We start from the raw sequence: 13,309 nt of genomic DNA, 5'->3' as shown, positions 1-13,309 counted from the left end.
GAGACGATGAGGTCAATAGGTCCGAGGTGGAAGCGTGGCGACACGTGCAGCTGACGGATACTAATCAATCGATGACTTAACTACATCCCTTTGTGAAAAATTAACGAATCGAATCCTGATGTGTTGTATAACCTCTTATCCAGTTTTGAGGGTTTACCTCAAACCAAATGATGTGGTGGTGACAGCGAAGAGGTCACACCTGTTCCCATGCCGAACACAGCAGTTAAGCTCTTCAGCGCCGATGGTAGTCGGGTTGATCCCCGTGAGAGTAGGACGCTGCCACGTCAATATAAAAGCCTTAGAAGTATACATGCTTCCAAGGCTTTTTTGTTGTCTCAGAAATTATATATGTTCTACAGGTTGGTGAAAAGCTTGAATGGATGCATTCATGGTTCCTCTATTAAAATATGAAGAAAAGGGACCAGGAAAAAAACCTTTTAATCGGGGCAGGAGAAAACTCCTCCTTGATCTGCGAGTGCCGGAGCCACTCCTGTCTGCTCCTTCCTCAGTAATGGAACTTGGAGACTTGTGAAAGGGCATGCCGCCTCTCCTTCCTTTAGACGTTTCGGTTATTCGTTCGCGTTTACCCGGACGCGTGCGTCTTTGTTTTGTATACCCCAAGCCTGCCGTCCTCTATTACCGGAAAAATTCTTTGAGAAATTAGTATAGATTTCATAGATTCGGAGATACTAATGTTAAAGATAGCTTGTCTTTATAAAGACAGCTGAAGGAGGTAAACTAATGGAAAGCAAAGAGTGTTGCAGCATTTGTTCCATGCAGAAAGCCGACGGGATTTATTTACTCCGCATTTATATTTGTTCTTCCTGTGAAAAAGAAATGATTCAAACGTCAGTAGACGATCCGAAGTACAAGTTTTATATTGAACAGATGAATAAAGCTCATCGCGCGATGATTTATTCATAGATTCCATTCCATCCTTAAACAATTAGGGGTGGTCTTTTTTTGGTGCTTTCATGTAGCATTTAAAGTAGACATTTTAAAGAGAAGGTGACGTCAATGCAGGACAACAACAACGCTCCATTATATGAACGGCTCATTCAGCATATAGAAAGAAGACCACTCTCTTTCCACGTACCCGGTCATAAGTTTGGGGAAGTTTTTTCGGAAAAAGGGTACGATATCTTTCAAGGTATTCTTTCAATTGATGCTACGGAAGTACCGGGGCTGGATGACTTGCATGCAGCGGCGGAAATCATTAAGGAATCACAAGATTTGGCTGCACGTTTTTTTGGCTCAGAAGAAACCTATTTCTTAGTAAATGGAAGTACTGCCGGCAATATGGCGTCCATCTTAGCTGCGTGTCGTCCCGGCGACACGGTTCTGGTCCAGAGAAATTGCCATAAGTCGGTGCTTCACGGGTTAGAGTTGGCGGGAGTCGATCCTGTTTTCTTTACTCCTGAGTTTGAAGATCATACCAGCCGGTACTCGTTCCTCCATAAGAATGTCATCATCGAAGCATTAGAGCTGCACCCGCGGGCATCTGCTGTTATTTTAACTTATCCGGATTACTTTGGCCGCGCCTATCCGATTAAAGAAGTCATTGACGCGGTGCATCAATACGATGTTCCAGTTATTGTTGATGAAGCCCATGGAGTTCATTTTTCACTGGGAGACCCGTTTCCCCCCTCCTCCGTTCATGCGGGAGCTGATCTGGTTGTTCAGTCCGCTCATAAAATGGCTCCGGCTTTAACGATGTCTTCTTATTTACATATATCAGGGGAGAGGGTGAACAGGGCACGGCTTTCGTATTATCTGCAAATGCTTCAGTCGAGCAGTCCCTCCTATCCGTTAATGGCAAGCTTAGATTTAGCACGACTTTTTTTAAGTACGTTTGAAGAAAAGGATAAAGAAAGTTTACTGTCCTATTTAGGAAAGATGAGGGAAGTGATTGCTGGAGCAGAAGCTCCATATAGGGTTCTACCTGTAGACCTTTTTGACGACCCTTTAAAAATCACCTTAGAAGCTCAGAAAGGGTACACAGGATTTGATATTGCAGCAAAGCTTGAATCTGTGGGGATCTATGTGGAGCTCGCTGATACAAAACAGGTCCTGCTCATAGCCGGACTTAGTCATAGCATAGAACTGGGCAGATTAAAGAAACGTTTAAGTGAAGTGAATTGGCAATTAAAAAGTCCTGACGACCATGGTACAATGAAGAGAGAACTACTTAGCATTCCAAAGGTACAGTCTTTGGCGTTAAGTTATCAAGATATGCAGCAGGAAACCCCTGAGTTTGTAAACTGGTCCCAGGCCGCAGGACGGATTTGTGCAGAGGCTGTCATCCCATACCCTCCTGGTATTCCTTTCATATTAAAAGGAGAAAGATTGACGGAGCAGCAAATTCATTATGTGCAGAGCCTGCATGAGCAGGGAGCAAGTTTTCAAAACACAGATATTAAACAGGGGACTTGGGTGTTTTAAAAGGAGAATGTTTGTGGTGAAGGGTCTTTTTGTTACGTTTGAAGGCGGCGATGGAGCCGGGAAATCTTCTATATTAAAAATCATTGGCGAAGAATTAAAAAGCCGCGGTCTTTCAGTGTTAGAAACAAGAGAGCCGGGTGGAATTCACATCGCGGAGCGCATTCGCCAAGTCATTCTAGATAAAACTCATACGACAATGGATGGACGGACTGAAGCTTTGTTATATGCCGCTGCACGGAGGCAGCACCTGGTAGAGAAAGTCCTTCCAGCTTTAGAGGAAGGCAAGGTTGTCCTGTGCGATCGTTTTGTAGATTCGAGTTTAGCTTATCAAGGTTATGCGCGGGGATTAGGAATGGAAGAGGTTTATCAAATTAATAAGTTTGCGATTGAGGATTGTATGCCGGATGTAACCTTATTTTTTAATATTGAACCTGCCAAAGGCCTGCAGCGAATTGCAAGCAATGAGGAAAGAGAGAAAAACCGACTGGATTTGGAGGCCATTGATTTTCACGAGAAGGTATATAAAGCTTACTTGTACCTGCTTCAAAAGTATCCGGAGCGTATGCAATCGATTAATGCGGACCAACCTATTGAAGACGTGAAAAAAGCCGCTATGTCTGTACTTCAGCCATTTTTATCAAATGGCTGAGTTTGGTATAATAGTAAAAAAATCCTATGGGAGGTTATTTCCTCATGAAGATGATCATTGCGATTGTCCAAGATAAAGACAGTAATCGTCTGACGGATGCTTTATCTGAAAATAATTTAAAGACGACGAAATTATCAACAACCGGCGGTTTTTTGCGAGAGGGAAACACTACATTTATGATCGGCTGTGATGATGGTGATGTAGATAACGCCTTAGAAATTATTCGCAAAAACTGCAGCCAGCGTGAACAAATGGTGGCGCCTATTTCCCCTATGGGCGGAAATGCCGATTCTTATATTCCAAAGCCTGTCAAAGTTGAAGTAGGCGGGGCTACTGTATTTGTTCTGCCCATCGACTCATTCTTTCAGTTTTAAAAGGAGTTAACGTATGAAAATCACGCAGGATGTGAGAACCCAGCTTGAGGGTACAAAGCAGCAAGCTCAGTTAAATCATAAAGGCCGTCAAAGCTTCGATTCTATGGTGCAGTCACAAACGAGACAGCTCCATGAAAGTCAGCTTAATCAGCTGATGGATACCATTACGACTCAGGGAGAAAAGGTGGCCCGCTTTCGATCCTTCCGTGATTTAGCTAAATATAAACGGCTGATCAAAGATTTTCTTGAGGAAGCCGTACAGTACGGCTATAACGTTAAACAGAGCCACAGCTTTGACATCAATGGGCGCGGGAGAAAGTTAACGATTGTGGAATCAGTCGATGAACGATTAGCAGAGCTGACGGAAGCGGTTATGGATCAGGAAAGAAGGTCAATTGATCTTCTCGGTATTATAGGAGAAATTAAAGGGTTATTAGTTAACTTATATACTTAAGGACGGAAAGCTTATGTCGACATGGACAGAATTGAAAGAAATACAGCCTTTAGTTACTCAAATGCTGACCAACAGCTTTAAGAAGCGCCGTATTTCCCATGCTTATTTATTTCAAGGGGACCGCGGCACAGGGAAACGTGATATGAGTGCGTTATTTGCGAAGAGTATCTTTTGTAAAGAGAAAGATGGTGTAGAGCCCTGTCAGCAGTGTATTGAATGCAGACGGATTGATTCAGGCAATCACCCTGACCTTCATTGGGTGGAGCCTGATGGTCAATCGATTAAAAAAGAACAGATCCTTAATTTGCAGAAAGAATTCACATATACTGGCCTTGAGTCCAATCGAAAGGTTTATATTATTGTCGACGCTGACAAAATGACGACCAATGCATCCAACCGCCTGCTTAAATTTCTTGAAGAACCGAGCCAGCAGACGACGGCGATTCTTTTAACGGAAAACAGTCAGGCGATGTTAAACACGATTCGGTCAAGGTGTCAGCTGCTTGCCTTTCAGCCGCTGAACCCAGAAAGAATTGAGCAGCAATTAGAGCACGAGGGTGTTTCAAAATCAAACGCCAAAATCCTCGCATCTTTGACAAATAATTTAGCAGAGGCTCAAGAATTAAATGATGATGAGTGGTTTGCTAATGTGCGAAAATTAGTGATACAATTAGTTGAAGTGCTTCTTAACAAACCTAATGAAGGACTTTTATTTATCAACCATCAGTGGATGCCTCATTTTAAAGAAAGAAAACAGTTACAGATTGGGTTAGATGTCCTGATGCTTTGGTTCCATGATTTGATTCATTACAATTTGGACCGTGAGCAATCCATTGTTTTTCAGCAGGAGAGAGAAAAAAGGGAACAAGCATCGTTTCATTGGTCGCGGCAGTCTGCTGCTCATTCCTTATCTTTGATACTTGAGGCGAAACGAAAAATAAATCAGAATGTCCATCCGACACTCGTGATGGAGCAGCTTACACTTCAACTGCAGAGGTGATTATATAGTGATCGAAGTTGTAGGTGTCCGATTCAAACAGGCGGGAAAAATATATTACTTTGATCCTGGCGAATGCCATTTAACGACCGATGATTATGTCATCGTGGAAACGGTTCGAGGGATTGAATTCGGGAAGGTCGTTATTGCTAATCGACAGGTCGAAGAAGAAGACGTTGTTTTGCCATTGAAAAAAGTAATGCGCAAGGCGGATGAGAAAGACAAGCTGTCTGTCGATGAGAATAAAGAGATTTCTGACGAAGCTTATCGAGTTTGTGTAAGTAAAATACGTGAACATAAATTGGACATGAACCTAGTAGATGTAGAATATACGTTTGATCGAAAGAAAGTAATCTTTTACTTTACCGCAGACGGACGAGTTGATTTCAGAACACTCGTTAAGGATTTAGCGTCTGTATTTAAAACACGAATTGAATTACGGCAGATTGGAGTTCGTGACGAAGCTAAAATGCTGGGAGGCATAGGGCCTTGCGGACGTATGCTTTGTTGCTCGACTTTTCTGGGTGATTTTGAGCCTGTATCTATAAAAATGGCAAAAGATCAAAACTTATCTTTAAATCCAGCAAAGATTTCCGGCTTATGTGGTCGACTGATGTGTTGTCTGAAGTATGAGAACGACGAATACGAATCCGCTAAGAAAGAGCTTCCGGATATTGGGGAAGCGATTGCTACTTCTTACGGAAAAGGTAAGGTGGTCGGTCTCAATATGCTGGAACGGCTTGTTCAAGTCGAATTTCGTGAGCAGGAACGAACGCTGGAATATTCCTTACAGGAGCTGATCGATGAAGGTATCGTTCAAACCGAAGCCACAGAATGACGGGGTGGAGTCAAGCGTGAACAAGAAAGCTATATTTGAACAAGTATCTCACTTAGAAACGCAGATTGGCGAGCTTTATGAACAATTAGGTGATTTAAAGAAGCAGCTTGCTTATTTACTAGAAGAAAATCAGCACTTGTCGCTTGAGAATCACCATCTTCGTCAGCGTTTAGACCATGAAAATGAAATTGTGGAGCAGTCAGATTCTAAATCGAAGAATGAAAAGGGAACGGTGGTCGGGGAAGGATACGACAATTTAGCCCGTTTATATGAAGAAGGCTTTCATATCTGTAACTTGCATTTTGGCAGTCCACGTGATGAAGATTGTTTATTCTGCCTCTCATTTTTAAACAAAAAATAATTCTATGGGTCCAGGCCTTTCCTTTATACACATAAGGAAAGGCTCTCTTTTTCTGATTTATTCAAGTAAAGCCCCTCTTTTCTTGAAGACTTGAAAAGCTAATGGCTGGGAGGGGCAGGGAAAACAGTCCGCTTTCCTCGGGCAGCCGTCGAGGCTCCTCGAGATCAGAATTATTGTTACGTGAGAAAAATAAAGACCGTTAAGATTAAAGGAAGTGCAGACGTATGGTGAAGTTAAAAGGCGATGAACGCATCGACTTTTTATTAGCAGAAGAGAACATGAGAATAATTCAAAGTGATTCCGTCTTTGCGTTTTCTATTGACGCGGTTTTTTTGGCACGCTTTACCTCCGTTCCACGAACGCGCGGCAGAATCCTGGACCTTTGTACAGGAAATGGAGTTGTACCTCTATTTTTATCGAGAAGATCTCAAGTTCCTATTACAGGGGTGGAGCTTCAGGAGCGGCTCTATGATATGGCTGTACGTAATATCGAGCTCAATCAATTAGAAGAACAGCTGACCATGATTCACGGTGATCTAAAGGATATGCCCAAGACGCTGGGTAACGGGAAATACGACCTTGTGACCTGCAACCCCCCTTATTTCCCAACCCCCGCTCATGATAAAAGAAATATCAATGAACACTTAGCCATTGCCCGTCATGAAATTTACTGCTCACTTGAAGATGTAGTGAAATCGTGCAGCCGTTTGACGAAATCAGGGGGAAAAGTTTCACTTGTGCATCGTCCGGGGCGTCTGGCTGATATTATTACTTTATTTCGAAAGTATCAGCTGGAGCCAAAACGCATTCAAATGGTCCATCCTAAGCGGGGAAAAGAAGCCAACGTGCTTTTGATTGAGGGGACGCGCGACGGAAAGCCTGATCTTAAATTTCTGCCTCCCCTGTTTACCCATAAGGAGAATGGGGAGTACAGTGAAGAGTTCAGGGAGATTCTATATCATGGCAGGTAATCATTATGTTTATATTATTCGCTGTAAGGATCAAACCTTGTATACAGGCTATACGAATGATTTATCAGTCCGCCTGAAGAAACACGTTCTCGGTAAAGGGGCGAAGTATACGCGGGGGCGGGGCCCCTTCAGCCTTGAATACTGCCAGCAGTTTAATTCCAAGACGGAAGCGATGCAGCAGGAGTATCGAATAAAACAATGGTCAAGATTGAGAAAAGAAACGTGGATTTTAGAGCAGGAGGGAGGGTTACGGAATGAATATTCAAAAGAGCTACTCCAACCATGAAGGAAGAGGGACGCTGTTTATCGTGCCGACGCCGATTGGAAATTTAGAAGACATGACTTACCGGGCCGTTTCTGTGTTAAACGAAGCTTCAGTCATTGCGGCTGAAGATACGAGAAATACCAAAAAGCTGCTTCACTATTTTGAAATAGCAACACCGTTAATAAGCTACCATGAACATAATAAACAATTACGTGGGCCACAGCTGATAGACCGGCTTCAAGCCGGAGAGGATGTAGCGGTAGTCAGTGATGCCGGGATGCCGGGAATTTCTGATCCAGGTGCTGATCTTGTGCAAATGGCTGCAGAGGAGGAATTCCCAGTCGTCGTTCTTCCAGGGGCGAATGCGGCTCTTCCGGCTCTTGTCGGTTCAGGACTTTCGACGGAGGACTTCCGCTTTTGTGGCTTTTTGCCACGTAAGAAAAAAGATCGCCTTGCTGCATTGGAAGAACTTAAGAAAGAGAAAGCCACGCTGATTTTCTATGAATCCCCTCACCGGTTAAAAGAGATGCTGGAGCACGTGCATCAGCAGTTTGGCAGCCGGCGGGCCGCTCTTGTCCGGGAGTTGACGAAGAAATATGAAGAGTATGTCCGTGGGTCTATTGAAGAACTGCACGAATGGGCAAATCAAGAAGTAGTCCGGGGCGAATTTTGTGTCATTGTGGAAGGAACTAGTGAAACGCAGACGGAAGACTCGTTCTGGTGGACCCATTTATCCCTTATGGATCACGTGGAGTATTATATAAACGAAAAAAATCTAAAGTCAAAAGAGGCAATTAAGCAGACAGCGCTCGACCGAAAAATGCAGAAGCGGGATGTTTATCAAGCCTATCACGTGAATGAATAGTAAAAAAATCAGCCCTTACTGTTAGAAAGTAAGGGCTTTGTTGTCCGAGCATATGTCAAATGTCAATATTAATTAACCAGCAGTAATCATCGATCTCTCTATATTATTTGTTGTTTAACTGTCCTTGAATTTCCTGAAGCAGCATATTAGCTCCTTCTTTGCTTAATACAAGGTTGCCGTTGGCAAGCTTCATATTCTCGTCAGACACTTCCCCTGTGACGTGACAAGTCATGTTCGGTTTATATTTTTTTAGAACAATGCGGTCATCGTCAACATAAATCTCTAATGCGTCTTTCTCATTGATTCCTAGTGTGCGGCGCAGTTCAATCGGAATTACTACGCGCCCCAACTCGTCGACTTTACGTACAATACCTGTAGATTTCATGTTTTTTTGTCTCCCCTCAATCAAAAGTTATTCGTCAAATATCGACATATGTCTCGCACTATATAGTACCAACGTTTCCCAAAGCTGTCAATTCACTTAATTTCCAAAATTTCTTGACATCACATACCGTACAGGGTATATAAAAGTAGTTGTGAAATAAGAATTAACGCTCAATATATATACATTGAGCGAATTCATACATTCCAAAATTGGTTTATATATCCAATGGGGTTTATTAGTAGTTTATCAAATAATACCTCAACGTCCTACAAATTTGTTTTCATAAGATGATTGAATTTTTGACATTTTCGTTAAGGATTCGGTATATTTTAGAGTTAGATATGGTTATACAGAAATTAACCGAAAAGAATGGTACAATACACTGTATGAATGTTTGAAAATGAGGAGGGCACATGATGTCAGAGGATAAGAAGACATTTTATATTACTACACCAATTTACTACCCAAGCGGTAACTTGCATATAGGCCACGCTTATACAACAGTGGCAGGAGACGCGATGGCACGTTATAAGCGGCTTCGCGGATTTGACGTCATGTACTTGACTGGGACGGATGAGCACGGACAGAAGATTCAGCGGAAAGCCGAAGATGCCGGCGTGACTCCTCAGGCTTACGTCGATGATATTGTAACCGGCATTAAAGACCTTTGGGACAAGCTGGATATTTCATATGATGATTTTATCCGAACAACTCAGGATCGTCATAAGAAAGTAGTAGCCAAAATTTTTGAATACCTGCTTGAAAAAGGTGATATTTACCTTGATGAGTATGAAGGCTGGTACTGCACGCCCTGTGAGTCTTTCTTTACGGAACGACAGCTTGAAGACGGACACTGTCCGGACTGCGGTGGTCCTGTCGAAAAAGTAAAAGAAGAATCTTATTTCTTTAAAATGAGTAAATACGTGGATCAGCTGCTGGAGTTCTATGAAAAAAATCCAACGTTCATTCAGCCGGAAAGCCGTAAGAATGAAATGATTAATAACTTTATTAAACCTGGGCTTGAAGACCTCGCTGTGTCGAGAACTACCTTTGACTGGGGAGTGAGGGTTCCATCAAACGACAAGCATGTCGTTTATGTATGGATCGATGCCTTAAGCAATTATATTTCAGCGTTAGGCTACGACAGTGATAATGACGAGCTTTATCAAAAATATTGGCCGGCAGATGTCCATCTTGTAGGAAAGGAAATTGTGCGTTTCCACACGATATATTGGCCGATTATGCTGATGGCGCTTGACCTGCCGTTACCGAAAAAAGTATTTGCTCATGGCTGGATCCTCATGAAGGACGGCAAAATGTCCAAATCAAAAGGCAATGTTGTTGACCCTGTTCAATTAAGCGACCGCTATGGTCTTGATGCGCTGCGCTACTACCTGCTGCGCGAAGTTCCGTTTGGTTCTGATGGTGTCTTTACGCCGGAAGCCTTTGTGGAGCGGACAAATTATGATTTGGCGAATGATTTAGGAAATCTTCTGAACCGTACAGTCGCTATGATTAATAAATATTTTGACGGAGACATTCCAGAGCTTACCCTGGCAGAGGATGAGTATGATCAGCACCTTGAGAAGCTTGCGCAGGAAACGAAGGAAGCAGTCGAGGAATCACTTGAAAATATGGAGTTCTCTGTGGCTCTAGCTGATTTATGGAAGTTCGTCAGCCGTACGAACAAATATATTGATGAAACGCAGCCGTGGGTATTAGCCAAAGACGAAGCGAATCAGCGACGTTTAGGCAATGTTATGGCTCACCTGGCAGAGTCACTGCGTCATATTGCTGTTATGCTTCAGCCGTTCTTAACGGAAACACCAGAGAAGATTTTCAAACAGCTTGGTGTAGCGAATGAACAGGATAAAGAGTGGAACAGCATTGCTGAATTCAAAGGTCTGCAGTCTGCGGTACAGAAAGACGACCCTATTTTCCCTCGTCTTGAGGCAGAGGAAGAAGTACAGACCATTAAAAACATGATGAAAAAACCGGCAGCGCCAGTTCAGGAGAAGAAAGAAAAAGCGAAGAAGGACCAGCCTGAGGAAGTGACCATTGATGACTTCATGAAGCTTGATTTCCGTGTGGCAGAAGTCACGAAAGTGGAAAAAGTGAAAAAGGCAGATAAGCTTTTGAAGCTTCAGCTTGACCTTGGTGGGGAGAAGCGTCAGGTAGTCTCCGGTATTGCTCAGCATTATGGTGAAGAAGAGCTGACAGGGAAGAAGGTCATCTGCGTAACGAACTTAAAACCTGTGAAGCTGCGCGGCGAGCTCTCTCAGGGTATGATTTTAGCTGGTGAAGACGATCAGGGCAAATTAGCTTTAGCGTCCATTGATCAGACTCTTCCAAATGGAGCCAAAGTAAAATAAATGACAAATCAAGGGGAAAAGCAGGGTTAAAGGCTTTTCCCTTTTCTTATTAATGAGGAGGATCACAATGTTATTTGATACCCATGTTCATTTAAACGCAGATCAATTCGAGGATGATTTAGAGGAAACGATCGACAGAGCCCGTGAAGCGGGAGTAAAGTATATGACCGTCGTGGGTTTTGATCGAAAAACCATACCACTCGCGATCCAAATCGCTGAAAATCACGATCATATTTATGCAGCAGTAGGGTGGCACCCCGTAGATGCCGTAGATATGACGGATGAAGACCTGCAGTGGATAGAGGAGTTATCCGCACATCCTAAGGTCGTAGCGATCGGAGAAATGGGTCTCGATTATCACTGGGACAAATCGCCGGCAGATGTGCAGAAAGATGTGTTTCGGCGTCAGATCCGGCTTGCCAGGAAGGTGAAGATGCCGGTCATAATTCACAACCGCGAAGCTACAGAAGATATTGTGGAGATATTAAGAGAAGAAAATGCTGCTGAAGTCGGAGGGATCATGCATTGCTACAGCGGGCCTGTTGAGACGGCGAAGGAATGTGTGGAAATGAACTTTATGATTTCACTTGGGGGTCCAGTGACTTTTAAAAACGCCAAGCTGCCTAAACAGGTAGCGGAAGCCATCGATTTGGAGCATATGCTTGTCGAAACCGACTGCCCGTTTCTAGCTCCTCATCCGAACAGAGGAAAGAGAAACGAACCGGCTTACGTCAAGCTTGTAGCGGAACAGGTCGCTGAAATAAAGGGGCTTTCCTACGAAGAAGTGAGTGCGCGAACAACCGAGAATGCGCTCAATTTTTTCCGGATTAAGCCATAAATTGGAGGACTTTAGAACTAATATTACAATGGGGTTAACAATCTGTATAGGAACTGTAACATGCTTGTTATGTTAATTAACTAGGTAAAAGTGCATAATGTTAAGAGTCAGCAGAGTGAATGCTGACTCTTTTTTATTTAGACAGAATATTCTTTGAAAAACGATTGTCATATTTTTAGAAAAACGTGGACGAATGAAAGGAGGAAGGAACTATGAAACTTATGAAGAACACTAAAGCAGCAATAACTTCTGCATTAATGTGGACCCTGATAATTTCAGCCTTTACCATTACTTTTCTTGGATTCGTTACGTATGAAGCAACGAAGGCTTCAGTGAAGGTGACACACGACGGGGAAACTCAGGTGATTCGCACTCATGCTCAGACTTTCGAGGATTTATTACAGGAACTTGATATTAAACCCGAAGCCCATGACCGGCTTTCACATGAATTATCAGAACCTATTGAATACGGAATGGATGTTGAATACATAGCTTCTAAATCCATTAACTTAGCCATAAATGATGATACGAAGCAATTTCATACCACTGCTTCCACAGTAGGTGAATTCTTTGAAGAACAGGAACTCGAGTGGAAGGAGCATGATGAAATATCGCATGACTCCAGGGCTCCTATTGAAGAAGAGATGGGGATCACTGTTGATCGAGCGATCCAGATAACGCTCAATGACGGCGGAGAGGAAGAAGAAGTGTGGACGACCGCTTCTACAGTCGATGAGTTACTGGATTCAGAACATATTAATTTAGGCGAACTTGATGAACTAAATATGAAGAAAAACGAATCCCTGCACCAAAATGATCATCTTGATATAACACGCATTGAGAAAAAGACAGAAACCATTGAAGAAGATGTGGAGTATAAAGTGGTAACAGAGAAAGATGACTCCCTTCCGAATGGTGAAGAAAAAGTAGTGACTTCCGGCGAAGACGGCAAGGTAACGAAAGAATTTGAAATTATTATTAAAAATGGAAAAGAGTCAAAACGTGAATTAGTGAAAGAAAAGGTAGATAAAGAAAGTATAGATGAAGTAGTAGCTCTGGGAACTAAAGAAGAATCGGCACCTGAGCAGTCGAGACCAGAGGAAGATAACAAGTCGAATTCCTCCGAACCTACATTAGTTTCGACTTCTTCGGATTCCTCTTCTAAAGAGGACCATTCGAGTTCTTCTAAAGAAGAAGAAAGTAGTTCAAACACAATGAAAATGAAGGCTACAGCATATACAGCCAGCTGTTCCGGCTGTACTGGAAAAACGGCTACAGGTATTGATTTGAATTCCAACCCTGGCAAGAAAGTCATCGCTGTGGATCCAAGTGTCATTCCTCTTGGCAGTGAGGTTTGGGTCGAGGGTTATGGAACTGCAGTTGCAGGAGATACCGGCGGTGCGATAAAAGGAAATAAGATTGATGTTCACGTTGCTTCTACGGGAGAAGCTCAAAGCTTTGGAAGCAAAACGGTGGACGTAAAAGTGTTAGATTAATA

15 protein-coding genes and 1 rRNA gene are annotated in these 13,309 nt (G+C 42.9%); 15 read left to right on the top strand and 1 reads right to left on the bottom strand.

What is annotated here, in order from left to right:
• The first annotated feature begins 171 nt into the window (after positions 1 to 171).
• The 12 genes from rrf (at position 172) to rsmI (ending at position 8,216) form a co-directional block, all read left to right on the top strand.
• Positions 172 to 285, top strand: a 5S ribosomal RNA gene (gene rrf, locus LF822_RS22655).
• A gap of 456 nt (positions 286 to 741) precedes the next feature.
• The gene (locus LF822_RS22650; protein WP_253926374.1) at positions 742 to 924 is read left to right on the top strand and encodes a sigma factor G inhibitor Gin; all 183 of its coding nucleotides are present in this window, start codon (positions 742 to 744) and stop codon (positions 922 to 924) included.
• A gap of 93 nt (positions 925 to 1,017) precedes the next feature.
• The gene (locus tag LF822_RS22645) at positions 1,018 to 2,442 is read left to right on the top strand and encodes an aminotransferase class I/II-fold pyridoxal phosphate-dependent enzyme (RefSeq protein WP_253926372.1); all 1,425 of its coding nucleotides are present in this window, start codon (positions 1,018 to 1,020) and stop codon (positions 2,440 to 2,442) included.
• A gap of 16 nt (positions 2,443 to 2,458) precedes the next feature.
• A complete protein-coding gene (tmk, locus tag LF822_RS22640) occupies positions 2,459 to 3,091 on the top strand; it encodes a dTMP kinase (protein ID WP_253926383.1) in 633 nt (210 codons plus the stop codon).
• A 44-nt stretch (positions 3,092 to 3,135) separates the two neighbouring features.
• On the top strand, positions 3,136 to 3,465 hold the full coding sequence (locus tag LF822_RS22635) for a cyclic-di-AMP receptor (RefSeq protein ID WP_253926371.1): 330 nt from the start codon (positions 3,136 to 3,138) through the stop codon (positions 3,463 to 3,465).
• Between the two features lie 13 nt (positions 3,466 to 3,478).
• Complete coding sequence (locus LF822_RS22630) at positions 3,479 to 3,919, top strand: YaaR family protein (protein WP_253926370.1); 441 nt, start codon at positions 3,479 to 3,481, stop codon at positions 3,917 to 3,919.
• A 13-nt stretch (positions 3,920 to 3,932) separates the two neighbouring features.
• Positions 3,933 to 4,919 carry a DNA polymerase III subunit delta' gene (holB, locus tag LF822_RS22625; RefSeq protein WP_253926369.1) on the top strand — a complete coding sequence of 329 codons (987 nt, stop codon included), beginning with the start codon at positions 3,933 to 3,935 and terminating at the stop codon, positions 4,917 to 4,919.
• A gap of 7 nt (positions 4,920 to 4,926) precedes the next feature.
• Positions 4,927 to 5,754, top strand: a complete 828-nt coding sequence (locus tag LF822_RS22620) for a PSP1 domain-containing protein (RefSeq protein WP_253926367.1) — start codon at positions 4,927 to 4,929, stop codon at positions 5,752 to 5,754.
• 16 nt (positions 5,755 to 5,770) lie between these two features.
• Positions 5,771 to 6,115 (top strand): DNA replication initiation control protein YabA, encoded by a 345-nt coding sequence (yabA, locus tag LF822_RS22615; protein ID WP_253926379.1) that lies wholly within the window; start codon positions 5,771 to 5,773, stop codon positions 6,113 to 6,115.
• 224 nt (positions 6,116 to 6,339) lie between these two features.
• Positions 6,340 to 7,086, top strand: coding sequence for a tRNA1(Val) (adenine(37)-N6)-methyltransferase (locus LF822_RS22610; protein WP_253926366.1), 747 nt, complete (start codon positions 6,340 to 6,342; stop codon positions 7,084 to 7,086).
• Complete coding sequence (locus LF822_RS22605) at positions 7,076 to 7,372, top strand: GIY-YIG nuclease family protein (RefSeq protein ID WP_253926364.1); 297 nt, start codon at positions 7,076 to 7,078, stop codon at positions 7,370 to 7,372. Before LF822_RS22610 ends, LF822_RS22605 begins: the two co-directional genes overlap by 11 nt.
• Positions 7,341 to 8,216: a 16S rRNA (cytidine(1402)-2'-O)-methyltransferase gene (gene rsmI, locus LF822_RS22600; protein WP_253926363.1), complete on the top strand. Its 876-nt coding sequence runs from the start codon at positions 7,341 to 7,343 to the stop codon at positions 8,214 to 8,216. The genes LF822_RS22605 and rsmI overlap by 32 nt, the downstream gene beginning before the upstream one ends.
• 103 nt (positions 8,217 to 8,319) lie before the next feature.
• Here rsmI and LF822_RS22595 read toward each other — a convergent pair whose 3' ends face one another.
• On the bottom strand, positions 8,320 to 8,601 hold the full coding sequence (locus LF822_RS22595; protein WP_253926362.1) for a transition state genes transcriptional regulator AbrB: 282 nt from the start codon (positions 8,599 to 8,601) through the stop codon (positions 8,320 to 8,322).
• A 416-nt stretch (positions 8,602 to 9,017) separates the two neighbouring features.
• Between LF822_RS22595 and metG the strand changes: the two genes are divergently transcribed.
• From metG to LF822_RS22580, 3 genes are all read left to right on the top strand, one after another.
• Positions 9,018 to 10,973, top strand: a complete 1,956-nt coding sequence (metG, locus tag LF822_RS22590; RefSeq protein ID WP_253926361.1) for a methionine--tRNA ligase — start codon at positions 9,018 to 9,020, stop codon at positions 10,971 to 10,973.
• 67 nt (positions 10,974 to 11,040) lie between these two features.
• Complete coding sequence (locus LF822_RS22585) at positions 11,041 to 11,811, top strand: TatD family hydrolase (RefSeq protein ID WP_253926360.1); 771 nt, start codon at positions 11,041 to 11,043, stop codon at positions 11,809 to 11,811.
• A gap of 212 nt (positions 11,812 to 12,023) precedes the next feature.
• A complete protein-coding gene (locus LF822_RS22580) occupies positions 12,024 to 13,307 on the top strand; it encodes a G5 and 3D domain-containing protein (protein ID WP_253926345.1) in 1,284 nt (427 codons plus the stop codon).
• The last annotated feature ends 2 nt before the right edge of the window (positions 13,308 to 13,309 follow it).

The sequence above is a fragment of the Halobacillus sp. A5 genome (genome assembly GCF_024189315.1).
Taxonomy (GTDB): Bacteria; Bacillota; Bacilli; order Bacillales; family Halobacillaceae; genus Halobacillus_A.
This window is presented reverse-complemented; position numbering and strand designations above follow the sequence as displayed.